Source organism: Nitratireductor sp. GISD-1A_MAKvit (assembly GCF_040819555.1).
In the GTDB taxonomy this organism is placed as follows: domain Bacteria; phylum Pseudomonadota; class Alphaproteobacteria; order Rhizobiales; family Rhizobiaceae; genus Nitratireductor.
The window spans coordinates 1,453,102-1,478,762 of the sequence record NZ_CP161920.1 but is presented as its reverse complement, the minus strand read 5'-3'; the positions used below and the strand labels follow the sequence as shown (position 1 = coordinate 1,478,762).

The following is a 25,661-nucleotide window of genomic DNA, read 5'->3' as shown; positions in this document are numbered from 1 at the left end:
TCCGATTTCAACAAATCCCTTCCCCATTCTACGGATGGACCGGAACGATACGGGGCGTTCCGATCTCGCGTCTCTGAAGCCGGGTAGGCAGCCTGTGGCGGGTGGTTTCAATCAACGAACTGTCGATGTCTGCCCTGAGGATGCATGGTTCGTCGCCTCCTGCCGCAAGCACCTCTCCGAATGGGGAGATGATCCGGGATTGGCCGTGAACCCGCACGCCTTCGCGTTCGCCGCATTGTGCCGCAGCAATCACGTATGAACCGGTTTCGATCGCACGAGCCTTGAGGAGTGGCTCCCAGTGCATTGGTCCTGTTGCCGTGGAGAAGGAGGCTGGGATCATCATCACATTGGCACCTGCGCCAGCGAGCGCATCGAACAGATAGGAAAAGCGAATATCGTAGCAGATCGACAGGCCGAGACGGAAATCGCCCATATCGACAACAACGGCGCCGCCCTCCCCCGGAGCAACGGCTGCGGATTCCTGAAAATCGGCGCCACCACCCAGCTTCACATCGAATGTGTGCAGCTTGTCATAGGTCGCTGCAACATCACCCGATGGGGCAATGAGATAGGCGCGGTTCCAGACGCGTTGGCCGTTCTCATGACGAACCAGAAGCGAGCCGGCGTGGATCCATATTTCAAACTCGGCTGCCAAAGAGCGACAAAGCGCAAGCGTGGTGTCCTCATCTTCCGGAAGGCAGACCGACGGATATCGCAGATTGTCGCGCAGGAGAATGTTGGCTGCCTCCGGCAGGCTGATGAAGGTCGCTCCCTCGCCGGCCGCCTGCCGCACCAGTTTCTCGATCTGCACATTGTTGTCGTTCACATCACCCGTTGTATTCAACTGGATCGCAGCAACGCGAAGCCTGGACATCGGTCCCCTCCCTCTCAATCCAGTCGTGCCAGAAAATCGGCGACGACTGCCATATATGCACCACGCTCTTCGACATGCGGCATGTGACTCGACTCCTCGAAGACCTCCCAGACAGCCCCTTCGATACGCTCGGCAAATTCGCGCACCGTTTTAGGTGAGGCCTCGTCATGAGCCCCCGATATCACCAGCGTGGGAGCCTGAACCCGGTGTAGCCGCTCTACGACGGTCCAGTCCTTCAGCGTGCCGACCACATGAAATTCCGTGGGGCCGTTCATCGTGTGGTAGACCGTCGGATCGCGATCGATCCAGTCGAAGGTGCGCTTTACGAAATCCGGCATGGGCTGGAGGCGACAGACATGGCGTTCGTAAAAAACCTGCGATGCTGCCTGATAATCAGGGTGATCGTAGCTGCCATCCGCCTCGTGGCGCGCAAGCACATCCTGCGTTTCCTGCGGCAGTTTCGTGCGCAGTTCCAGGCAGCCCTCAACCCAGGCTTTCATGGAACTGGGGGAATTGGCGATGATGATACCGTTCAACCCTTTGGGCTGGCGAACGGCATGTTCAGAACCAAGCATACCACCCCAGGACTGACCAAGAAGGTTGTAGCGTCCGCGAATGCCCAGATGGTCGAGGAGGTTGTCGAGTTCATCAAGAAACAGGTCGACGGTCCAGAAGTCGCAGCCGGCCTCGGGCAAATGCGTCGAGCGTCCGTTTCCGATCTGATCGTAGAAGACAATAGCGCGGCCTGTCGCTGCAATATCCGAGATGCTCTCCAGATAATCATGCGTGCACCCCGGGCCACCGTGGACAACGACGAGCGGGACCTTCGCGGATGTGAGATCTCCCATGACCCGATACCAGGTCCTGTGTTCACGAAAGGGGGCGTAACCTTCAACCAAATCAACTGCAGGCATATGAATACTCCTCTGGGATCTGAACAGAGCCTTCACCGCTGCATGCAGCCTTTCAATCTGTAAGAAATAGCAGGGAAGCGTGTCGGATGGACGTGTGGGGACCAGTGTCAGCCTTTGCCCGGGGTCTCTTCACGCCAACGTGTCAGATGGCGGGACACAACCGCAGCCATGCGTTCGCGATCACGCGTTTTCAGCGCCTCCACCATTTCCAGATGATCGAGGCTGCTCGATCGCGCCTTGGCTGGCATTGCCCAGAGGTTCCATTCACCCGGCAGGTTGCGCTCCCGCAGTTCATGGATCAGGTCGATCAGGGTGCGGTTGCCACAGCAGGCGTAGAATGCATGGTGGAACGCGTGGTTCAACTTCTGGGCTTCAGGATAAGAAACAGTGCCGAGTGCTTCATCGAAAGCCCGCGCAGCCCCTTCAATGCGTTCCACGTCCTCTGCGGTCGCCTGCTCCAGAACAAGCTCCGCCGCTGGAACTTCGAGGAGAAGGCGAGTGTTCGTCAGTTCGTCACGCTGGTTGCGATCCGTCTGAGCCACACGGTAGCCGCGGTTGGGCACGTGGCTGACCATATGGCCTGTAGCGAGCTGGGCAAGCGCCTGACGCACATCAAACCGCCCCACCCCGTAGCGCTCTTCCAGATCGACGAGCCGCAGCCATTCGCCCGGTCGATAGAAACCAGCGGCGATATCGGCGCGCAAACGCTCTGCGAGCCCGCTTTTGATCTCCCTTTTGCTCATCGCTGCATTCCCCAAACCTCTCGAGGGTTCCCACTACTCTGCCGAAAAGACAAGGGCATCGCTCTCCGCAATGTGAATTTTCCCCGCCCTTTCAGGTTGTGGCGCGTCCACCAGCATCCGGATTTCCTGGCCCGCCAGAGTAAGCTTCTGCTCATAATGGTTGCCCAGGTAGCTCGCGGTGGTGAAACCCGCATCCAGCGTGTTCGCACCATTTTTCTCCGCAACGCGCATTCGCTCTCCGCGCACCGCCAGCCTGGCCTTTGCTCCCGCAGTCATTGGAACGATACTTTGACCATCGAGATACTGGCCATCGGCCAGCCGCACGCGGGTGACGATCGTTTCGCCCCTGCGCGCACTTTGCTCGACAATGCCTTCGATGAGATTGGCGCTACCGATGAAGGTTGCCGCGAAAGGATGCTGCGGACGTTCGTAGATTTCCTGCGGCGTTCCCAACTGCACGATTCTCCCCGACCGCATGACGGCAATGCGGTCGCTCATGGCCAGCGCTTCCTCCTGATCGTGGGTCACGTAGATCGCGGTCAGGCCAAGCTCGCGCTGAATTTCCTTGAGCCAGACCCTGGCACTCTGGCGAAGCTGTGCATCAAGGTTGGAGAGCGGCTCGTCGAGCAGAAGCAGCGGCGGGCGGAACACCACGGCCCGCGCCAGCGCAACACGCTGTTGCTGACCGCCCGACAACTCACCGGGATAGCGCTTGCCGAAGCCTGAGAGCCCCACCAGTTCTAGTGCTTCATCTACCCGCCGCCTTCGCTCGGCGCGGCTCACCTTGCGCAATTCCAGAGGCATTGAGACATTGCGCTCAACCGTCAGGTGCGGCCAGAGCGCATAGGACTGGAACACGACGCCGAAGCCACGCTTTTCAGGCGGGGCAAACTGGCCGGTGGCTTCATCGAACAGCACATGGTCGCCAAACCGGATGGCCCCCGAGGTGGGGCGGTCGAGACCGGCGATCGCCGAAAGCGTGGTCGACTTTCCGCAGCCGCTCGGTCCCAGAAGCGTGAGAAACTCACCCTGCTCTACCGACAGCGAAATGTCGTTGACGGCGTGAACGTCGCCGTAGCTCTTGGTGAGATTTTGCAGAATGAGCTTATTCATAGAGCTTGACTCCAAAAACGAGACGGGCGGCGATCAGCAATATCGCGATCATCACGATCTGCAGGGTGGCGAAGGCGGCAGTCACGCCCGCGGCTCCATTTTCCCAGAGACCGAGCATTGTCACACCCATGATCTCCAGGCCCGGTGCCATGAGGAAAATGGCCACTACATAGGATTTCAGATGCACGACGAAGAGCAGGACAAAACACCCCAGAAGCGCCGGCTTCATCAGCGGTAGAAGGATACGTCGCATGCTGGTTATCCAGTCGGCACCGATCGTGCGGGCGGCCTTGTCCAGATCAGCACCGATCTGCACGACCGACGGCTGGACCGCGCCGAGACCAAGCGGAATGGTTGCCATGATATACGCCACGACAAGGATCCAGATGCTGTCACGCAGCCAACCAAAGGGTGCAAAGACAATCGCGGCATAAAAGACGCCCAGGCCCGTGATCAGCCCGGGGACCATGCGGGGCGAATAGGCCAGTGCTTCCAGTGTGCGTCGGAACGGGAAGCTGGAACGTTGGATGACGAGGGCGATCAGTGCCGTCAGAAGCGTTCCGAGACCGGCCGCGGCAAGCGCGATGACCACCGTGTTCCAGAGTGCGCGCATATAGGCATCCGTCTGGAAGACGTCCTTGAAGTTCTGCAGCGTCAGTACCTGCCAGATCGGGATGAGCGGTGTCAGATAACTGGTGAACGCCCGCAGGACCAGCCCCAGGATCGGCACGAGGACAACGAAAACCATGTAAAGCACGGCGAGCGTGAACAATGGCCATTTGAGTGCGCCAAGCTGCAGTGGAGCAGGCCGTGTGCCCTTGCCCTTTACGGTTTCATAGCGATGCCCCTTCGACAGAAGCAATCGCTGCAATGCCAGGGTCGCCCCGACAAGCACTACAAGGACCATGGCCGAAGCGGCCACCATGCCATGCTGCGGATTGGACGCGCCGATCCCCTCCAGATAAAGATAGGATGACAGGGTATCGATCCGCGCAGGCCTGCCCAGAAAAAGCGGGATCGAGAGCATTTCCACGGCGATCACGATATTGAGCGCGCTTGACGTGACAATGGCCGGCAGCATCAACGGCAAGGTCACGCGCCGCATCACGGTCAGCGGTCCTGCGCCACAGGTGCGCGCCGCGCTTTCCAACGTCGGGTCGATTGAACGTACCACGCCGTAGAGGCAGTAAAGATAGGCCAGGGGCGCCTGAGAAACACCGGCAACGAGAGCCATGCCCGGTATAGAGTAGAGGTTCCAGGGCGCCTCGCCAAATATCCGCGCGACGGCCTGTGTGAGGAAGCCGGAAGGCCCATAAACGATGAGCCAGCCCACGACCATGATCAGGTGCGAGAGATAGAGCGGCCACATCATCATGTCGCCCATCACCCGACGGCCGGGCATGTCGGTGCGCCCGAACAGAAGCGCCGCTGCCACACCAAGCACCTGCGCGATGACGGTCGTCAGGCCTGCAAAGACGAGCGTTGTCAGGGCAATTTCGCCTATCGCCTCATTGCCGAGAAGCCGTCCGATATTGGCGAATGTGAAATCCCACTCCCGCTCATAGAGAGGACCGCCGACAAACACCTGCAGCAGGATCGGCAGAGCGGGTGCAAGCACAAGCACCGCCGTGATGATGAAGATGAGCCATTGCGCCATGCGCGACCGGCTGAGGGGCAGCAATGCCGGGCCGGCGTGCGGTGGCGCAAGCGTGGTTTCGGCGGTTTGCGTGTTCATGATCTGGATTTCTCTTTCGCCATGCGGCGGCCGACATGCGAAGCCGACCGCCGCTTTGACTGACTACATGCCGAAGGCCTTGGCCCAGCGCGCGATGAAGGATTCATGCTCTGTCAGCATATCGGGGTCGTAGTCGATAAGGATCATCTTGTCCTCACCGCCGATCTCCTCGATCACCTCATCAAGCGAATAGGACGTTTCACCCTCAGGCTTAACGCCGGGGCGATAGGCCGTGAGCTTGCCTTCCGCCACCGCATATTGCCCTTCTTCCGAGAGGATGAAGTCGAGCATGAGCCGCGCCGCTGCCGGGTGTGGAGCTTTTTCGGTTACTCCGACACCACGCAGGAAAACCGGTGTCCCGTCAGAGGGGAACTTCCAGTCGATGATCTGCCCGATGCCCTGTTCCAGCCGTGGAAACAGAACCGGCCCGGACGCGAAGTAGGATGCAGTGTTTTCACCGCTTACCGTCTTCTCGATCATTCCGCCCGTGCCACCACCGGGGCGCGTCGAGGGACCGATTGCATCAAACCACTCCCAGGCCTTGTCGCCATGGTGCCGGACGAATGCAAAATTGATGGACTCGCCGAATGCAAACTGACCGTCATAGGTACCGATCTTGCCCTTAAAGACATCCGGATGTGCTGTGATGTTGGCGAAGAATTCTTCCATCGAAGCCGTGCGCAATTCTTCCGGAACCAGCACCTTGTTGTACATCAGGATCATGGGGTCTGCAGAGAAGGTGTAGACACCCGGCATCGGCAGACTCCACTCCGGCAGGAACCGCGCTTCGGGCGACTTGTAATCAACGACGAGACCATCATTGGCAGCTTGAATCCAGTCGCCGATCGTGCCCGCCGCTAGAATGTCGGCTGTCGCCACCCCGGTGCCCGTCTCGGCGCGGTAGCGCGTGAAAACCTCACCCGGCCCGAGGTCGAGTGTCTCTACCTTGATGTCGGGATAGTGCTGATTGAAAGCCTCGATCAGAGGTTCCCAGTTTTCCGGCCCCATATTGGAATAGATGAGCAGCGAGCCTTCTTCCTTCGCCTGTTCGATCAGGTCGGAGTAGTCCGCCGGATAGTGGTCAGGCAAAGCGTGCGCAGCCGGCACGCCTGCTGGAAGTGTCAAAACAGCGGCGGACAAAAGCAGTTTGCGAAGCATGGAAGTTTCCCCTTTTTGGTATGTGTTCAAAGCCAATTTTGAATGGTTCTGGATGCAGCCTCGGCCAACGGGCCAAGCTCATGCCCAACACCACGAAGACGCTCGAAACCCGGCTGCAGCCCCGATATCTCAAGGCTTGCCTTCAAGGCTTCGATGCGTTGATGACGGTTGGCACCGGCGATGTTGGAATACGGTGAGTAGTCTGGATGTTCCGGGCCGCGTTCCACCAGCCCCTGATCGCTGTCGTTTTCACCGATGATGAGGTGGATCGGCAGCTTCGCCAAACCATTCCTGTCGAGCGGTCGCCCAATCGCTTTTTCGATATCGCCCACACCGGGCCACCACGGCAGTTCGGTGTCGAGCAGCGTCACGCCACCCGGCGCAGCGAAAACCGCGCCGGAGAGCCTGGACGCCGCAACCAGCGCATAACGCTGCGCAAACTGTGCACCGCCAGAAAACCCGAACAGGAAGGTTTTATGCCCCCCCAGCCCAAAGCGTGCCCTGAAGGTCGCAACCATGGACTCCAGAAGCGCAACATAGTCGATGCCCGGTTCACGAAGAAATTTGTAGCCGTCGCCATAACCGGCGCGCGTTACATCGGCGGGAAAAAGCGGCGCCAGCACGTGCATATCTTGGAGCATGGCCAGGCGGTCGAAGGCATCGCGTGTAGGCAGATATTCACGATCGCTGCCGTGAACCGCGATCAGTAGCGGCCGGTCCGGCCTGCCGGAAGGCGCCAGGGTCCAGGCATAGGCGAAGCGCGGGTCAGCCTCATGATCCGCCCTTCCCTTGTGCGCGGCCATCGTTTCAGCATCCTGTCTCACGAACACCTCCATGCCCGTCGCCCGACGAGCCTGGTGGCTTGAAGTCGCCCAACCTGACAATCCTGGAGATCGGGGCTGCGTGCCGCGCACCGGCCCATGTCCAATATTCTGTCAGCGCGGGGTTTGGATGCGTGGGAAAAGCTGCTCACCCCGCAAGATGCAGCGAGGCCAGTGCGATTGCACACCATCCGCACGGGCGCGCCGGCAAGATCAATTGGCCGCAGGGAGGAACGGGAAACCAGTGGTTGGGACGGAACGGACACGATGTTCTCATATTTTTGCGCAAATTTATGATCACATATATCCGAAGGATTCTCCTTTCGTCAATCAGGCCCTGTGCAGCGTTCAATATTCGTGTGAGATGACTGCGGTTGGCCGGGAAAATCGGACTCGTCGCTTTCGATCCGCCAGCGTGGCAGAGGGCACCCTTGCTCTGCTGCGACCATCCCGAACAAGCCATGACGACGTGCGTCGGATCATGGACGGACGCGCGCTGTCAGTCGGGTCTTTGGATGAAAATGCCAGGATAGAGGGAATCGATGCCCCTCAGCCCGGCAATGGCGCTCAAGGTAACAGCGGATTGCGCATTGCTTCGACGACGCGAACGACCTCGGACTGTCGGTGGGCGTTCATCTTGCTCATCGCACTGTGGATCTGATTTCTCACCGTGTAAACGCTCGTGCCGCGAATGTCTGCGATCTCCCGTGCCGAGAGTCCCGAGGAAAGCTGGAGAACCACCTGTGTTTCATGCGGCGTCAGACCAAAACTGTCGCGCACTCGCGCTGCAATATCGACCACCTGCTGGTCACGCGCGATGGTCAAGAGATAGCGCGGCTCTTCCCGACCGAACAGTATGCCTGATGGTCTGTGGCCAATATCATCTGACCCTATGGGAGCAATGCGACAAACAGTGGCCGGCCCACCGGCACGATCCAGAATGCGGATGGTTTGCGGCTTTTCGAGCGCACCGCCAGCAAGGGCATGGGCAAACCTGCCCTCACACCCCGCATCCTGAAACAGCAGCCGCTGACGAAAATCGCTGCGGATGACCGTTCCCGACGAGAGCATCGCTTCGGCATTTGCATTGGCAAAGACAATCCGCCGATTTCGCGTCAGAACAATGCAGCCGGCTGCTGCGGGATTCTGGACATTGACCAATGCCCGTTTTTCCAGTTCTGCGCTTGCCAGAACCCGGGCCATCTCAAACGCCTGCTGCAGATGAGGCGTCAGTTGCGTAACGATCCGCTGCCAGGGCGTTTCGAGCCGGTCTGAGTCCCGTGAACGAATACTGCCACTGAACGCGAACAGCCTCTTTTCCTGCTTGAACAGCAAGACCGAGCACCCGCCGGTGATATCTTCCTGTGGTCGCACCCATTCATTATAGAATTCGCTGCCACGAAGGCTCATCTCGCTCCATATATCCTCATATGCCACGAGCTGTCCGGCCGTGTGTTCCATCAGCCGGGCGGCGAAGAAGTCTTTCTCGGAATAATAATCGACGTAGGATTGCTCGAATGCAGGATCATATCCGAACTGGCGCGCGCCCAGCTCGATCCGGGCATGCATATCGTATCCAAACAGGCAGGTGCGGACACCACCGCCAGCCAGGTCAGAACAGGCCTTTAGAAACAAGCCCCATTTCCTGTCGTCCAGCGCCGCTCCGTAGGCCAGCAGGGTCAGGGTCTTGAGCCGATCTTCCAAATCCCTCTCCCCCGGAACGATTGATCAACTGTCTCTTGTGGTGCCAGAACATCATGAGACATGGATTGCTCCCATGTAAACAGTGCGGGAAATGGTGGAGGAACGACCATTCAGGATATCCACTCCCGACAAATGCGCTGTCCGCACACCGTTGAGGATCGTCCAGTCGCGTCTCGCGGGACGTTTGGAAATGACCTCCCCCAACCGGATCAAATGGCGACCTGTACAGAACAGGCAATACGAAACCCACGGGAGACGCAGCGTGGCAAGTCCGACAGAAACTACAGCCGGACCACGACTTCGGCCGATTTCCATCGAAACCTCCATCGTGAGTTTTCCCGTTCTTTTGACGAGTTGACCGGTCGTACAACCACTTTCCTCTTCGCCCCAACACCTGCCAACAGTAATCCACCTCGATAACCGGTCTAGCGGAGGCAGAAACCCGGCTCATGGTGCAAATTCACTATGACATGGCGGAAGGGTATCGCGTTCTTCGACAAACCCGAGCATCGTGCCTTCCTGGTCTGAAGCGGGACGGCCGGGGGTGCGGGAACGATCCCGCATCCCCATAAATTGCTAAGCCTTGCGCCAGACCTGCGTTCGCGACAGAAGGGAGCGCGAGGCCAATGCATGGAGAAGGCGCGCGCCGGCATTTGTGTAGAAGATCATCATGCCCATTGCCGCCGCAGGTGCGATATCCCCGGCATCATCCATGTTCAGCACCGCGACGGAAGCCAGGTTCGTTTCGGTTGAATACAGGAACACCACCGCCGAGACCGTCGTCATCGCGTTGACGAACAAATAGATCGAGATGTCGAGAATAGCCGGCAGACAGACCGGTACTGTAACCCGCGAAAACAGCCGGTAGAATGGCTGACGCAGGGAGGTGGCCACTGGCTCGAACTCGCCGTCGATCTGCTTCAGCGCCGTAACCGCCGTGAGGTGCCCGACCGTGTAGAAATGCGTCACGGTGGAGATCACCAGAATGATCATCGTTCCATAGATGAAATGGAGCGGGTTGGACGGATTGTTGAAGAAAAAGATGTATGCGAGGCCAAGAACCATGCCCGGAACGGCCATGGGCAGCATGGCCAGGAACTGGAACAGCGCGCGACCGGCGGCAAATCCTTGCACTTTCTCCACCATATAGGCGCCGATGAAGATCACCACCGTGCCTACGATTGCGGTCAGAAGACCGAGCTGGATCGAGTTGGTGTAGGCCGACCAGCCGCCACCATCCATTCGGTTGAAGGCGTAATTGCCGAGGCCGAGACTGAGGTCATACGGCCAGAATTTCACAAGCGCAGCGAACTGGCAGGTGGCGATGATCCCCACGATAAAGGTGGCAATCAAACCGCACCAGGCAAGACAGGCCATGTCAAAACCGCGTTTGGGTTTTGGGCTGTAGGGCACGGAGCGTGCGGTTAGCAGCGCCACCTGCTTCTTCTGTACGAGCCTGTCGACCACATAAGCGAACACCGCCGGCACCAGGAGGATCACGGAAACGACCGCTCCCATCTCGAAATTCTGCTGGCCGATCACCTGTTTGTAGATATCAACCGCAAGCACATTGTACTGGCCGCCAATGACTTTCGGCAGGCCGAAATCGGTGATCACCAGGGTGAAGGTTACGAACACCGCCGAGATGAGACCATACCGCGCGCCCGGAACAGTGACCGTCCAGAACGTGCGCCATTTGCTGGTGCGAAGTGCCTCTGCAGCCTCGTATTGGCGCTGATCGGAGATATTGAGGGCGGTCGAGATGATGATGAGCGCATGCGGAAATGTGAAGAACACCGACCCGACGATGATGCCAATCGGTCCGTAGATCGAATGCCCCATCATCAACGATTTCAGCATGCCCTGATTGCCGAAAAGATAGATGAGCGCAATTCCCGGCAGAAGGGAGGGTACGAGAATGGGCATCAGCGCAATCAGCCGAAAAGCGCCCTTGAAAGGCATGCAGCTGCGGTTCATCGCATAGGCGAAGCCAAAGGCCAGGCCAACAGTCAGAACCGTGCTGATACTGGCAATGAACAGCGAATTCCTGATCGAGCCGACAAGTGAAGGGGTCGAGAAATACGCGACATAGTTCTGCACGCCGATGGAGCGCACCGGACGCAGATTGATCCGCCGGAAAGTGTTGGAATCGAACTCCTGCCACTCGCGCGAATTATGATACTCAAGCCCCACCAGATAGGGCGCGTGCTCGACCGTGCCACGGATGCGATATCTGACCGGGCTACGGAAACTGAAATCCGGAAAGAACTGCGTGGCAGCAAGACGACCATCGGAGGTGGAGGCGAGCTCCTGCTGAGAAACCACATCAAGCTTCTCATTGAGCTCGGCTGCCGTAACCGGCACGCTCCAGTTCCCCTGCCCGTCACTGACCTGAAACGCATAGCGGTCCAGCTCGAAACTGAAAGTCGAAAAGGATTTCGACATCATTGCGTAAAGCGGCAACGCAAGCGTGACGATCAAATAAAGCGCGATGACCGCCATGAAGAGGCGCTTGATGAGTCCATCCCGATCCAGCCCGAGCTTTACGGGCCGCCCGGCCGGGAGAGCCGATGCATTTATTGACATTTACGCCTCCCGCGAAAATGCGAGCACACGCTCGACCGGAATCTCGATGGTCAGTGCGGTGCCCCGTTCGAGGTTGAGCCGGCGGACCGCGTTCATCGAGAAATTTGCGATCAGCGTCTCTTCGCCAAGATCGCCGCCACACAGATGCGTGCGCCAGAACGCGCCAAGAAACTCCATGTCGTCAATCACCACGGCGAGCCGATTGAGAGACTTGCTGGCCTCGCCCGTCCCCTGCGGGAGGATGTCTTCCGGTCGGATTGCCACGGTGAGTTTCTGCCCCTCGCTGAAATCTCCCTGGGCAATACTGAGCTCACGCGAGCCCAGCCGCACCGTCCCACCCCTGTTTTCAGCCGGAAACTTGTTGGTTTCGCCAATGAAGTCGGCGACGAACAGGCTTGCCGGGTCGCGGTAGATCTCCTGCGGGGATCCGACCTGCTCAATGACCCCGTGATTCATGACGACAATACGATCCGCCATCGAAAGGGCTTCTTCCTGATCATGCGTTACCATGACGGTAGTGACACCAAGTTTGCGCTGCAATTCCTTGATCTCATGACGCAGATGGATACGCACCTTGGCATCAAGAGCCGAGAGCGGCTCGTCCAGCAAAAGTAGACCCGGGGAGATGGCGATGGCGCGCGCGAGGGCGATACGCTGCTGTTGACCGCCGGAAAGCTGGGCGGGGTATTTCTGCGCCTGATCCGGCAGGCCTACCAGCCTGAGGAGCTCGGCGACACGGGACCGGATCTCCGCACGCGGCACCTTCGCATTTTCCAGACCGAAGGCGATGTTGCGCTCCACGGTCAGGTTGGGAAAAAGCGCATAGGACTGAAAGACGATGCCGTAATCCCGCCTGGAAGCAGGCAGGCATGAGATGTCACGGCCGCCCTGATGGATTGTGCCGCGAGACTGAGGGTCGAGCCCGGCTATCGCCCGCAGAAGCGTGGTCTTGCCGCAACCGGAAGGCCCGAGAAAGCAGATGAATTCTCCCTTGCCGATCTGCAGAGACACATCTTTCAGCGCCAGAAAGTCACCGAAGGCTTTCCATAAATTGTCGATCCGCAGATAGGCGGCGTCAGACGCGGCCGGCTCGCCAGAAGCCCCCTTCTGCGCCGGTGCTTCCACTTCCCTTTTTACTGTTTCATGTCTCATCCGAACCGTCCCGGGACTTTCTGTGATGGAGGTGGCGCCGCCGGTGGCGGCGCCATAGCAAAATGAAGGCAGCAGCCTCATTCCTTGGGTTCGGATTTGGAATCGTAGCGCTTGGTCCACTCTTCCAGGATGCGCAGGCGGTTGTTTGCCGCCCATTCGAAATCATTCTCGATCATCTTTGAGGGAATATCATCGGGAAGATGTTTCACCGGCTTGGCAACGCCTGGATAGGCAACCACCGCATAGCCCACATTGTACATCTCGTTGGCTTCCCTGGAGATCGCCCAGTCGAGCAGTTTCTGGGCGGCTTCAAGCTTCGGTGTTCCAGCAATGATAGCACCTGCCTCGGCCTCCCAGCCCGAGCCCTCTTCAGGGAAGATGATGTCGATCGGCGCGCCCTTTTCCTTGGCCTGCGCACCGGGGAACTCGAAGGAGACGCCAATCACGGTCTCGCCCGAGGCGGCAAGCTTGCAGGGCTTGGAACCGGAATGCGTGTAGCGGGCGATGTTTTCATGCAACCCGTCCATGAAGGCCCACGCTTCTTCCTCGCCAAACATCTGGAGCCAGGCGGAAACGTCGAGAAAGCCGGTGCCCGAGGAACTCGGGTTCGGCATGATCACGTGACCCTTGTATTCAGGTTTTGTCAGATCCTTCCAGCTTTTCGGAGGCGTAAGACCAAGCTTTTCAGCTTCGACCGTGTTGTAGCAGAGCGCCGCCACATAGGCGTCCATCGCCACCCAGCTCGGCGGGTTGTCCTTGTCTACGAATTTCGGGTCGAGCTTCTCGACACCCTTGGGCGCATAAGGCTCCAGCATGTCTTCGGATTTGAGCATCAGTAGCGAAGTCGCCGCAACACCCCAGACCACATCGGCCTGCGGGTTGTTTTTCTCCGCCAGAAGTTTCGCTGTCATTACTCCTGTGGAGTCACGCACCCAGTTGATCTTGATATCAGGGTTGGCCTTTTCGAAGGTCTCTCGATAGCGCTCCAGATCGACAGCCTCGAAGGAGGTGTAAACCGTCAATTCTGTCTGCGCGCTGGCCACGCCGGCCGAAAGCACGCTGGCAAAAGCCGCGATCGCTAAGGAACTCTTGGTGAAGTTCATGCTGGTACTCCCATTTGTTGCGCATTGTTGCGTTTCTTTTGGGGGAGGCCCAAGCCTGCAGCGAGCGCTGCAGTTATCCGAATGCGCCTCGTCCGGGTGTGATAGTGAGAACCATGGATGAATAAGTAAAATCTATTTATCTTATGATATGACCAGAAAAACTTATACAGCTAACCAGCGCGGGCCAGCGCAATCACACCGGCTGCCACCATGGCGGCTGAAACAATTCTCCCCATAATGGGGCGTTCACCGAAGAGAAACAAACCAATGAGTGCGGCAAAGATCACACTGGATTCCCGCACGGCCGATACGGCCCCCAGCGGAGCAATGCTCTTGGCATAGAGGGCCAAACCATAGGCAGTGACAGCGAAAACGCCGCCGAAAAGACCAACCCCGATGGTGCCCAGGTCAATGCGCTTTCGCGCACGCATCCGGGAAAGTGCAACGAAGAACGGGACCGGAAACTCGAATAGAAAAAGCCAGCCCATATAGCCAAGCGGACTTTGCGACAGGCGGATGCCAACGCCATCGGCAAAGGAGTAGGAGGCAATGCACAGTCCCAGAATGACTGCAACGGCCACCGCTCTCCTGCTGGCCTGCGGGGCGCCACGCTGCCAGGCCAGAAATCCGATGCCGACAGAGACCGCACCAAGCCCGATCCAGCCCAGGGGCGTGAGGTTTTCGCCCAGAAACACCAATGCCCCGAGAGCGACGATTGCCGGGGCAAGACCACGCGAAATGGGATAGACCTGTGAAAGGTCGCCCAGCCGATAGGCCTGAAAAAGTAGAATGTAGTAGCCATAATGAATGACCGTCGAGGCAAAGATCGACGGCCAACTGGCCGGAGCCGGCGGGTCGGCGAAGAGCACGAGAACGAGGCCGAAAAGCGCGTGTACGCAGGAAACGGCAGCCAGAACGACAGCCCTGTCACCAGTGGCCTTGACCATCGCGTTCCAGCCCGCATGCAGAAGCGCGGCAATCAGAACCAGCGAGAAGGCCGTCGAGCTCAAGCGGTGTCAGGCTTCAAGAACAGCCTCCTCCACGATTGATAGCGCACGATCCAGATCCTCTTCCGCAATCACCATGGGCGGCGAAAGGGTCAAGACATTCCCGGCACTGATCTTGAAGCTGAGACCGGCCTCCAGACAGCGATAGTAGACGCGTTCGGCAAGCGCGTGCGCCGGAGCGCACGTGTCGCGATCCTCCACAAGTTCGAGACCAAATATCAGGCCGCGCCCACGCACGTCTCCCACATGGGGGCTGCGCTCGGCAAAGTCTCTGAGCCGGTTCATCGCCTTCTCGCCAAGACGCGCGGCGCGCTCGGCCAGACCCTCCTCACGGATGACGGCGATGGTTTCAAGTGCCGCACGCGCCGTGACCGGGTTTTTCTCATGCGTGTAATGACCGATGGCGAAATCTCCAGCGACATCGAGATCGGCGCGCGCCACCGCTGCCGCTATCGGCAGAATGCCACCGCCAAGTGCCTTTCCCAATACGACGATGTCGGGAACCACATCATCCTGCTCGCACGAAAAGAACGTACCCGTTTTGCCGAGCCCCGTGGGTATCTCGTCAAGAATGAGGAGCGCGCCATGGCGGTCACACGCCGCACGCACCTGTTTCCAGAAGCCCGGCGGCGGCGGCACGGGCGTTGCCCGCATCGGTTCACCGATCACGGCAGCGACATCGCCTTCCTTTCCCAGCACGTAGTCGATCATCGAAGCGCAGGCCATCCCACAGCTTTGCGGCCCTGCGTGGCCATAAGCACAACGATAGCAATGAAAGGGAGCGACATGTTCAGTGCCGGTCATCAGGGGACCGGCGATATGTGAACGGAACGTTGATTCGCCGCCAACGCTGGCAGCTCCGAATCCGGCACCGTGAAAGGCGTCCCAGAAACTGACCGTCTTGAAACGGCCGGTTGCAGCACGGGCCACCTTGAGCGCCACCTCGATGGCATCGGAGCCACCGGTGGTGAAAAGAACCTTGGAAAGATCACCCGGGGCAAGCCCGGAAAGTGCCTCGGCCAGCCTCACCGAGACGTCATTGGTGAACCGGCGCGGTGAAAAGGAAAGCGTGTCGAGTTGGTCCTTTATGGCAGCGACCACGCGGGGATGACCATAGCCGATGTGATGAACACTGTTGCCGTGGAAATCCATATAACGACGGCCGGCGGTGTCCTCGATCCAGATGCCTTCGGCCTTGGCAATGGTGGAGACACACGGGCTTGAAAGGCTTTGATGAAGAAAAGCCCGACCGTCGCGGTCGAGCAATTCCTGCGTTGATCCATCATTTCGGCTCTGCGCAAAAACCCTGCGCATGGGCGATGTATTGGACTCGCCCTCCGTGTGTACAATTGGCGCCTTGCTCAAGGTCTCACCCCTGCCAGGGCAGAGAGAAGGTCTTTACGTTGGTGAAGCTCTTCATCGCCTCGATCACCCCCTCCTTATAGCCGTTTCCGGAATCCTTGATGCCCCCGAACGGCGACATCTCGATGCGATAGCCCGGCACTTCCCAGATGTTGACCGTGCCGACCTTCAGTCCGGTGATGTATTTTTGCATGCGCCGGAAATCGTTCGTGCAGACGCCGGAAGACAGCCCAAACGCCGTCGAGTTTGAAAGCGCGATCAGCGCGTCGTCGTCGTCGGGAGCGCGAATGATCGGTACAATGGGACCGAAGGTCTCCTCCATCACCAGTTCCGAACCATGACGCACATGGTCGATCACGATCGGGGGCAGAAGCGCGCCCCTGCGGCCAGGATTGTAGAGCACCTCGGCCCCTTCTTCGGCGGCCTTGTGAACGCGTTCCTCAAACAGGGCCGCTGCCTTTTCATGCACCACTGTTCCCAGCTCGGTGTCTGGTGACATCGGATCGCCAAAACGAAGCTTCTTCGCTCGCTCCAGCACCAGCGGAACGAACCGGTCCGCCACACTTTCCTGACAAAGGATGCGCTTTACCGCAGTGCAGCGCTGGCCGGAATTCTTGGTGGCGCCCATGACGGCGAGCTCCGCCGCCTTGACCAGGTCGTCATCCGAAAGATCGTTCAGCACGATCAGCGGATCGTTGCCTCCCAGCTCCAGCACCTGTCGCTTGTAACCCGCCTTCGACGCGATCATCTTTCCGACGGGCACACCGCCGGTGAAGGTGATGAGATCGATGTTCGGATTGACGATCATCTCCTCGCCGATGTCGGCGGGCCATCCCGTGACAACCGATAACATCTCCGGCGGAAGCCCCGCTTCGTAAAGAACATCTGCCAGAACCAGTGCTGTCATCGGGGTCAGCTCCGTCGGCTTCACCACAACGCAGTTGTTGGTCGCGATTGCCGGCGCAAGCTTGTGCGCAACCATGTTGAGCGGGTGGTTGAACGGCGTGATGGCCGAAATCGCAGTCAGCGGCTCACGTGTCGTAAAAATTTTGCGCGCCTTGCCGTGCGGGGTCAGATCGCAGGAGAAGATTTCACCATCGTCGTGAATGCACATCTGGCCGGCCAGGGTGAAAACATCGAAGGCGCGACCCACCTCGTAATAGGAATCGGCCTTGGAGATACCGAGCTCAAGAGTGATGAGGTCGGAAATCTCCTCCTTGCGCGCAACCAGCAGTTCGGCCGCATTCAGGAGAATGCGCTGACGTTCATAGCGCGTCAGCTTTGGCGTATATGAGGCCGCAATGTCGAAGGCCTGACGCGCATGGCGCGCATCGCCGGCCGGAACCGTCCCGATCACCGTGTTGTCCCAGGGGTAGTGAACCTCGACCACGCCATCGGCCTCGACCCTGTGGCCGGCAATGCGCATCGGTTCGTGGCGCACGCTCACATGCGTTTCCTGTTTGCCCATTTCACCGTTCTCCCGTCTCGTGCCTACTGTCTGTCAGGTCAGCTGCGTGCAGCAGCCGTGACGGCGAACATGAACGCGTCGAAATTGCGCAGTTCCGGCGCGTTCGGCAGGTCGCCCAGTTCGCGGTTGACGATAAAGGGAACCGCCTGTTCCGTCAGGCCGCCATGTGAACGCAGCGGCTCGTTGAGCGCCGCGAGATCATGCCGGTCGGCGCTGGTTCCGATCGTCAGGTTCTCCGACGAAACGAGAACGAGATCGCCTATCCGGTCGGCGGGAAGTTCGAAACGCTCGCATGCCGCCTCGCGGTCGATCACCACGTCGAGCCCTTCAACCGCGGAGAGGCGCGCAATCACATCGGCCCTGTCAACGTTTTCCGGCAAGTATGCGGTGGCAAAGGAACCAAGCGCTCCGTGATGGACAACGTAGGGATCGGTGATCGGCAGAATGACGCGAGCGGCATCCTTGCCGAGCCATTCGTCGAGCAGATCCTGGACATAGAGAACGCTGGGCGAACCGTCTTCGAGGTGTTTGGGTTTCATGCCGTGATCGGCCGTCACCACGATCGCCGCACCGAGCTCGTCCAGCTCGGCGAGATAACGGTCGAACATCTCGTAAAAGCTGTTGGCCTGTGGGTGGCCCGGCGCATATTTGTGCTGCACGTAGTCCGTGGTGGTGAGATACATGACGTCGGGCCGGAACTCCTTGAGAAGCTTCACGCCCGCGGCGAACACGAACTCGGACAGATCTGCGGAATAGACCTCCGGCACCGGCATTCCGAGCCAGGCGGATGCATTGTCTATGCCGTGTTCGCTTTTCGTCGTGGTACCCGACTTTTCCGAGGAAAAGCAGATGGCACGATCCTCGTCGAACTTCAGCCCTTTTCCAAGCAAGGCGCGCAGCTTGTCCTTGGCGGTGACGACCGCGACCTTGGCACCGGCATCGTAGAAAGCGGAAAAAATGGTCGGCGCGCGCAGGAAACGCGGATCATTCATCATCACTTCCCTGCCTGTTTCAGGTTCAAAGAGATAATTGCCGCAAATGCCGTGAACCGCTGGCGGACGCCCGGTCGCAATCGACATGTTGTTGGGGTTGGTAAAGCTGGGGATGACCGAATGCGCGGTCCGCACCGTTCCCCTTGCCTTGATCCGCTCCAGCGCGGGCATCAGCCCGGCCGCAATCGCCTCGTCCAGGTAGGGCCGGTTCGCAACCGTCGAGACAGATGGCGATGGCAGGCACGGAGGGCCAGGGGTATTCGCGGTCGTTGACGGTGACGTTGACGCGGGACATCTGGTTCATGGGATTTCCTTGATCTTGCAATATGGTTCGGCGCGATTTCACGCGGCAAGCCTGGCGCGTTCGGCGATCGCGGCTTCCGGTGGAGCGGCGGTGTCCACGTCCATCTCGCGCAGCGATTCACCAGCCGCCTGCACGACCCGGCGCATGACATGTGCATCCATCCGCCCGATGCAGCCGACGCGGAAGCTTTCAACGACAGTGAGCTTGCCGGGATAAATGATGAAGCCCTTTTCCTTCATCAGCTCGTAGAACCGGCTGAAGTCGAAGTTCGGATGGGCGGGATTGAAGAAGGTGACAATGATCGGTGAAAGCCAGCGATCCTTCAAAAGCGTCTCGAAACCGAGTTCGCGCATGCCCGCCACCATGACATCGCGATTGTTGGTGTAACGCCTGCCGCGACCGGCAACGCCACCTTCCTGCGCATGAAGGCGCAGCGCCTCCAGAAATGCGGCCACCACATGGGTGGGCGGTGTAAACCGCCATTGACCGGTCTTGTTCATGTAAGCCCACTGCGCGTGCACATCCAGGCTGATGGAGTGGCTGCGCCCTTCAGCGGCCTCCAGTTCGTTCTTACGGGCGATGACGAACCCGAACCCCGGAACCCCCTCAATGCACTTGTTGGCAGAGGATACCATCGCCTCGTAGCGAATCTCGTTCACATCAAGAGGGAGCGCGCCGAATGCGCTCATCGAATCGATCAGGAGCTTGCGCCCCTTCGCATAAACCGCGCGGGAAATTTCCTCGACCGGGTTGAGAATGCCGGAGCTCGTTTCGCAATGGATCACCAGAACATGAGTGATCGCAGGATCCGCATCGAGGGCAGCCGCAACCTCGTCTCCGCGTGGCGGCATGTAGTCGCCCTTGTTGATCACCACATGGTCGCGGCCAAGGTATTTGAGCGTTTGCGCGGCCCGCTGGCCATATGCGCCATTGGCAAGCACCAGCGCCTTGCCATCCCGCGGCAGGAAGCTGGCCAGCATCGCCTCCACTGCGAAGGTGCCACTGCCCTGGATCGGAACACAATCAAACGCTCCGTCAGTGTCCCCGGCAATCGCTAGAAGCTGGCTGCGCAGGCTGGCCGTCATGGCGCGAAAGTCACCGTCCCAGGATCCCCAGTCGCGCAGCATGGCCTCCTTGACGGAAAGTGCCGTTGTCAGAGGCCCGGGGGTCAGCAGATAGGGCTCACCAAGTGCAGGCGGTGCAAACGGCTCGAGCTCGGCTTTGGAAGCGGGCGATGACATGCTGAAATCCTCCAGTGGGAATGCCTTTCACTGGCCGCATCATCCACGCTCAAATATATATGTAAAATCGTTATTTTGTATCCATATATAAGTTAAAACGATAGCGCAGAGAGCGCTTTCAGATTCCCTATGCGGGCTGGGCGAGCCGGCTTTCGAGCAGCTCTCCGCTTTCGCTCAGGATCGGGTAGGCGGCCGTCGCCAGAAGAGAGTTGATCTCCTTCAGCGAGCGCACGACCTCCAGATGCATGTCGCTTGTCTCAATGCTCTCGATCATTCCCGACTGCAATCGTCTCAGGTGACGGTTGTGACTTTCGCGCTCAAGAAGGCGCATCTGCTCCTTTTCCTCGACCAACTGGCGCGCCGTCTCCAGATCGCCCGACACAAGAATGTTCAACGCAAGTTGCATGTTGGTCCGCACCCTTTCATGCAGACGCGTCATCTCGGCAAACCCTTCCTCGGAGAACTGCAACCTGCGACGCGCTTTCTTCTCCGCCAGCGGCAGGAGCGACTTGGCGATAATGTCACCGACATGCTCGAGATTGATGGCGAAATCGGTCAGTTCGATGCCGCGCTGCGCTTCCTCGGCCGTCAACCGTCCCCGATTGACCCGCGCAATGAAAAGCTTGATGTCCGTGTGTGCACGATTGACATCCTCGTCCAGACGGGCGAGGCGCGCCACCTGTTCGCTGTCGCCATCATCGAGCAGTTCCATTACCGGGCGGAACATGGTCTCCACCGTCTCGCCCATGCGCAACAGTTCACGCGTCGCACTGGCGAGCGCGAGGCGCGGCGTGTCGATTACCGCTTCGTCGAGAGCGCTCACCGGGCGGGTGATGTGTGCGCCCGCTTCTTCCTCTCTGGTTCCATCGCCAATCAAACGCACCGTAAGACGCTCCATCAATCCCGTAAATGGCAGGCAGACCAGAACCAGAAGAACATTGAACGCCAGGTGAAAATTGACGATCTGGCGTGTTTCATCGGTTCCGAGTGCGTCGATGGGAACAAGGCTCAGTTCAACCACAGCCAACAGAACAAGCGCTGCCGCAGCGCGGAAAAGCAGATTGCCAAGCGGAATGCGTCTTGCCTCCACTCCCTGCCCGCGGGTCAGCCACACGGCGATCAACCCGCCACCGATATTTGCCCCCAGAACCATCGGAAGCGCGACCTCGACCGGCAAAACTCCCTGCCCTGCAAAAGCCGAGAAAAGCAGAATGGCCGCCACCGAGGAATGGATGAGCCAGGTCAAAAGCGCCGCCAGCACCAGAGCGGTGATCGGGTCATCTCGCAGATAGCCCATGATCTGAGGCAGTACGGCACTTTCACGCAAGGGTGCGGTCGACTGCCCAATCATGGTCAGCGAAAGCAGGATGAAGGCAATGCCCAATAGAATCCGCCCACCCTGACGGATCTCGCGCCGCTCGAACTTGAGGAACATCGTTGCGCCGGCAAGCATGAGAAGCGGGATCGCCCAGGAAAGATCGAAAGACAGGATCTGCACCACCAGCGCCGAACCAAGGTCGGCGCCCAGAAGGATCGCAATTCCGGTCGACACGGTGAGTATGCCACTTGCGGCAAACCCCGCCGCCAGGATCCCGACCGCCGTCGAACTCTGCAGGACGACAGCGAGAACGGTGCCGGCGACAGCGGCGCGCGCATGCCCGCCTCTGGCCTTGCGCAGCGCATCCTTGAGAGCGCGTCCGTAAGCACGTTCCACGCCCGTTCGAACCATGCGAACGGCCCAAAGCAAGAGCATCACCGCAGCTGCCAGATGAAGCAGAACGATCAATGGATGCATGAACCTCTCCTAACTCAGCACGAATCTCACAAGAAAGCGTCTTTACAGAACATAATTCAAATCGTTAGTTTTAATAGTTGCATCGAAATTTCCTATCAACATTCCGGACCTTCCACGAACTTCATGCGCTATGTCCAACTCCGCGCCTTTCACTATGTCGCCGTTTGCGGCGGCTTCTCACGTGCGGCCGAAGAACTCTACCTGACACAGCCTGCGATCTCCGATCAGGTGCGCAAGCTTGAGGAGGAATATGACGTCCTTCTGTTCAACCGGCACAAGAAGCAGGTTGTGCTCACACCGGCCGGCGAAAAGCTGCTGGAAATCACCCGGCGACTTTTCGACAACGAGCAGCAGGCCCTTGAGCTTCTATCGGAATCGCGTGCCCTCAGGGCCGGGACTTTGCGCATCATCGCCGATTCCGCCCATCACCTGCTGCATATTCTGGCACATTTCCGAAACAAGTACCCGGGCGTGCGCATATCGCTGCATGCCGGAAACACGGAAACGGTAATCTCCGGCCTTTACAGCTATGAAGCCGATATAGGCGTTCTGGGAGAGATTCCCACCGGGCGCGATTTCCAAATCGTCCAGCTCAACTCGACACCGATCGTCGCCTTCGTTGCGGCCAATCATGCGCTGGCGGGACAGAGTTCTTTCTCGTTCAAGGAACTGTCGGAACTGCCGCTGGTGATGCGCGAACGTGGATCAAAGACCCGCACCAAGCTTGAGGAGGCCGCCGAGCGGGGCCGGCGCAACTCTTACGCCAGCGATCGAGGCGGAAGGTCGAGAAGCCGTGCGCGAAATCGTGGCCTCGGGTGCCGGCATAGGGTTCGTTTCCGCCGCGGAGTTCGGTGAAGACACCCGCCTTGTCCGCATCCCGATCAAGGCATCCGGCCTTGAAATGGATGAAGCGCTGATATGTCTGCGCGAGCGCAGCGGCGGAAAACTGGTGGAGGCCTTTTTCAACATCGCTCGCAGTTTTGCAAAAACAAGCACGACCTGATCCCGGCTGCGGGGTCAGGCAGCACGCTCATCACGCTTCTCGGAGCGGTCGGCCTTGGGTCGTTCGAACTTGGGGTCGTAGGGCGGACGCAGATGCGGCCTTGCAGCAAACCGCTCGCCGGCAAGATCGATTTCGAATTTCCCGCTTTCCAGATACTCCTTTGACACACCGGCCTCGTATTCGACGACGCCGAGAGCCACCGAGCATCCCAGTGTGTGACCGTAGGCGGCAGAACGTACCTCGCCCACAGGCTGGCCGTCTCGCAGGATCAGTTCGCCACCCCAAAGGACCGCTTCTCCGTCATCGAGGGTGAACTGTACGATGCGCCTTGGCAGAACGCCCTTTTCCCGATGTGCGGCCAGCGCTTTACTGCCGATGAAACCGCCCGGTTTGTCGCGGGCCACCGCAAAGCCGAGCCCCGCTTCATAGGGATTGATGTCAGGGGTGAGTTCCCGGCTCCAGGCCCGGAACCCCTTCTCCAGCCGCAGCGCCTCCAGTGCATAATATCCGGCATCGATCATGCCGAGGTCGCGCCCTGCGGCCTCGAGCGTTTCATAGACGCCAACGGCAAATTCGGTCGGTACGATCAGTTCCCACCCGAGTTCACCCACATAGCTCATCCGGTTGGCGTAGACCGTGGCGTAGCCGATATCGATTTCCCGCACGGTGGCAAAGGGGAACGCCGCGTTGGACAGGTCTGCCGAGGTGACGCGTTCAAGAACATCGCGTGCCAGCGGCCCCATGACCGAGAGAATCGCATGAGCCGAAGTAACATCGGTCAGGATCGCATGGGCGTTCTCGGGCGTGTTCCTGCGGATCCAGTCGGCATCGTGTACGGCCTGGGCCGACCCTGTAACGAGCAGAAACGTGTCACGTGCCAGCCGCATGACGGTAAGGTCACTCTCATAGCCGCCGCGCTCATTGAGCAGACCGGTATAGACCGATCGGCCGATTTCCACATCGATCTCGGCCGCGCAGATCCTGTTGAGCACCGTGCAAGCATCGCGCCCCTGCATGAGAAGCTTTGCAAAGGATGTCTGATCGAACAACACCGCTGCCTCACGTGCAGCTTTCATTTCACGTCCCACGGCGTCGTGCCAGTTCTGACGCCCGAAGGCGTACTCCGTCTGTGGAACCTCACCTTCACGGGCGAACCAGTTCACCCGTTCCCAGCCCATCTTCGAGCCGAAACACGCCCCCTTGGCCGCCAAGCGGTCATAGAGCGGCGAGCGCCGAAAAGGACGCGCAGTGTCCAGTTCGCGGTTCGGCCATGGCATGGCATAGTGAAGACCAAGTGTCTCCTTGACCCGATCATGCAGCCAGCGCGAATTGTTGTTGAAAGGCGCGAAGCGTCGTATGTCGACCGGCCACAGATCCATGGTCGGGGCGCCATTGACGATCCATTCCGCCAAAGCCCGGCCCGCCCCGCCAGCGCTGGCGATGCCCATGGAGTTGAAACCTGCTCCCACATAGAAATTTTTCAGCTCCGGCGCTTCACCGAGAATGAAGTTGTTGTCAGGCGTGAAGCTCTCGGGCCCATTGTAGAACTGTCTCACTTCAGCCTCGGCAAGCTGTGGCACCCGTACCAGCCCATTGTTCATGAGGATCTCGAACTGGTCCCAGTCGTCCTCCAGAAGCGCGAACTCGAAATTCTCGGGTATGCCGTCCATGCCCCAGGGCTTGGCCTCCGGCTCGAAGCCCCCCAGAACAAGGCCGCCGACCTCCTCCTTGAAATAGATGTACCCATCGGGATCGCGCAGGACGGGCAAATCCGGATGTACAGCATCGATCCGGCCAGTGACGATGTACATGTGCTCGGCCGAATGCAGCGGCACCGTGACACCCGCCATGAGCCCAACGCCCCGCGCCCACTGCCCTGCACAGTTGACCACGATCTCTGCTTCGATGGCGCCCTGATCGGTTTCAACACCTCTCGCTTCGCCATCGCGCGTCCTGATGCCGGTCACGCGCACTCGCTCGACCACGCGAACACCCTTCTGTCGCGCGCCCTTCGCCAGCGATTGAGTGAGGTCGGTAGGATTGGCCTTGCCATCGCCCGGTAGCCAGACGCCACCGACAATGTCGTCAGTGGCCATGACAGGCCAGATTTCGCCGGCCTCCCTCGCGCTGACCAGTTCAATGTCCACCCCTTGCGCACGCGCGGCCGCGGCCGTGCGCTTCAACACGGTCATGCGTTCGGGAGTCCTCGCCACCGAAAGCGAACCGCATTGCTTCCAGCCGGTGGCCAGTCCCGTTTCAGCTTCGAGTTCACTGTACAGTTCGGTCGAATAGCGGATCAGTCCCGTCATGTTCGCATGACTGCGCAACTGCCCGACAAGCCCGGCCGCATGCCATGTCGTGCCACCGCTGAGCTGTCCCTGCTCGAGCAGAACCACGTCGCTCCAGCCCATCCTTGCCAGGTGGTAGGCAACCGAACAGCCAACAATTCCACCGCCAATGATGACGACACGCGCGTGTGAGGGCAATTTCTGCGACATGATGGAACCTCTCTCCCGGATATGGAGAGAGGCTACGCCAAGTTTTGCCAAATTTCAAAACAAAAAACCACAAAACGCCACATCGCAG

General features: G+C 59.2%; 17 protein-coding genes and 2 pseudogenes. 1 reads left to right on the top strand and 18 read right to left on the bottom strand.

Annotated elements, in window-relative coordinates; genetic code table 11:
• Positions 1-28: 28 nt before the first annotated feature.
• The 17 genes and pseudogenes from AB2N04_RS08350 to AB2N04_RS08270 form a co-directional block, all read right to left on the bottom strand.
• Entirely contained in the window at positions 29-874 is an 846-nt protein-coding gene (locus AB2N04_RS08350; RefSeq protein ID WP_367718293.1) for a carbon-nitrogen hydrolase family protein, read from the bottom strand.
• A 14-nt stretch (positions 875-888) separates the two neighbouring features.
• On the bottom strand, positions 889-1,788 hold the full coding sequence (locus AB2N04_RS08345; RefSeq protein WP_367718291.1) for a proline iminopeptidase-family hydrolase: 900 nt from the start codon (positions 1,786-1,788) through the stop codon (positions 889-891).
• Between the two features lie 107 nt (positions 1,789-1,895).
• Positions 1,896-2,531 (bottom strand): GntR family transcriptional regulator, encoded by a 636-nt coding sequence (locus tag AB2N04_RS08340; protein ID WP_367718289.1) that lies wholly within the window; start codon positions 2,529-2,531, stop codon positions 1,896-1,898.
• 33 nt (positions 2,532-2,564) lie between these two features.
• Entirely contained in the window at positions 2,565-3,644 is a 1,080-nt protein-coding gene (locus tag AB2N04_RS08335) for an ABC transporter ATP-binding protein (RefSeq protein WP_367718287.1), read from the bottom strand.
• Positions 3,637-5,379 (bottom strand): ABC transporter permease, encoded by a 1,743-nt coding sequence (locus AB2N04_RS08330; protein WP_367718285.1) that lies wholly within the window; start codon positions 5,377-5,379, stop codon positions 3,637-3,639. The genes AB2N04_RS08335 and AB2N04_RS08330 overlap by 8 nt, the downstream gene beginning before the upstream one ends.
• A gap of 63 nt (positions 5,380-5,442) precedes the next feature.
• A complete protein-coding gene (locus AB2N04_RS08325) occupies positions 5,443-6,537 on the bottom strand; it encodes an ABC transporter substrate-binding protein (protein WP_367718283.1) in 1,095 nt (364 codons plus the stop codon).
• Between the two features lie 26 nt (positions 6,538-6,563).
• On the bottom strand, positions 6,564-7,361 hold the full coding sequence (locus AB2N04_RS08320) for an alpha/beta hydrolase (RefSeq protein WP_367718281.1): 798 nt from the start codon (positions 7,359-7,361) through the stop codon (positions 6,564-6,566).
• A gap of 564 nt (positions 7,362-7,925) precedes the next feature.
• Positions 7,926-9,062, bottom strand: coding sequence for a helix-turn-helix transcriptional regulator (locus AB2N04_RS08315; RefSeq protein ID WP_367718279.1), 1,137 nt, complete (start codon positions 9,060-9,062; stop codon positions 7,926-7,928).
• Positions 9,063-9,638: 576 nt separating this feature from the next.
• Positions 9,639-11,648, bottom strand: a complete 2,010-nt coding sequence (locus tag AB2N04_RS08310; protein ID WP_367718278.1) for a putative 2-aminoethylphosphonate ABC transporter permease subunit — start codon at positions 11,646-11,648, stop codon at positions 9,639-9,641.
• Positions 11,649-12,800: a putative 2-aminoethylphosphonate ABC transporter ATP-binding protein gene (locus AB2N04_RS08305; protein WP_367718276.1), complete on the bottom strand. Its 1,152-nt coding sequence runs from the start codon at positions 12,798-12,800 to the stop codon at positions 11,649-11,651. It lies immediately after the preceding gene.
• 77 nt (positions 12,801-12,877) lie between these two features.
• Positions 12,878-13,903: a putative 2-aminoethylphosphonate ABC transporter substrate-binding protein gene (locus AB2N04_RS08300; RefSeq protein ID WP_367718274.1), complete on the bottom strand. Its 1,026-nt coding sequence runs from the start codon at positions 13,901-13,903 to the stop codon at positions 12,878-12,880.
• Positions 13,904-14,073: 170 nt separating this feature from the next.
• Positions 14,074-14,913, bottom strand: coding sequence for an EamA family transporter (locus tag AB2N04_RS08295; protein ID WP_367718272.1), 840 nt, complete (start codon positions 14,911-14,913; stop codon positions 14,074-14,076).
• A 6-nt stretch (positions 14,914-14,919) separates the two neighbouring features.
• Complete coding sequence (locus AB2N04_RS08290; RefSeq protein WP_367718270.1) at positions 14,920-16,275, bottom strand: aspartate aminotransferase family protein; 1,356 nt, start codon at positions 16,273-16,275, stop codon at positions 14,920-14,922.
• A gap of 4 nt (positions 16,276-16,279) precedes the next feature.
• Positions 16,280-17,740 (bottom strand): phosphonoacetaldehyde dehydrogenase, encoded by a 1,461-nt coding sequence (gene phnY, locus AB2N04_RS08285; protein WP_367718268.1) that lies wholly within the window; start codon positions 17,738-17,740, stop codon positions 16,280-16,282.
• 38 nt (positions 17,741-17,778) lie between these two features.
• A pseudogene (phnA, locus tag AB2N04_RS08280) lies at positions 17,779-19,036 on the bottom strand (phosphonoacetate hydrolase).
• Positions 19,037-19,074: 38 nt separating this feature from the next.
• The gene (locus AB2N04_RS08275; protein ID WP_367718266.1) at positions 19,075-20,277 is read right to left on the bottom strand and encodes a 2-aminoethylphosphonate--pyruvate transaminase; all 1,203 of its coding nucleotides are present in this window, start codon (positions 20,275-20,277) and stop codon (positions 19,075-19,077) included.
• Positions 20,278-20,404: 127 nt separating this feature from the next.
• Positions 20,405-22,072 (bottom strand): Na/Pi cotransporter family protein, encoded by a 1,668-nt coding sequence (locus AB2N04_RS08270; protein ID WP_367718264.1) that lies wholly within the window; start codon positions 22,070-22,072, stop codon positions 20,405-20,407.
• A 123-nt stretch (positions 22,073-22,195) separates the two neighbouring features.
• Between AB2N04_RS08270 and AB2N04_RS08265 the strand changes: the two are divergent.
• Positions 22,196-23,075, top strand: a pseudogene (locus AB2N04_RS08265) (LysR substrate-binding domain-containing protein).
• A 14-nt stretch (positions 23,076-23,089) separates the two neighbouring features.
• Here the strand turns inward: AB2N04_RS08265 and AB2N04_RS08260 are convergent.
• On the bottom strand, positions 23,090-25,573 hold the full coding sequence (locus tag AB2N04_RS08260) for an FAD-dependent oxidoreductase (protein ID WP_367718263.1): 2,484 nt from the start codon (positions 25,571-25,573) through the stop codon (positions 23,090-23,092).
• Positions 25,574-25,661 lie beyond the last annotated feature (88 nt).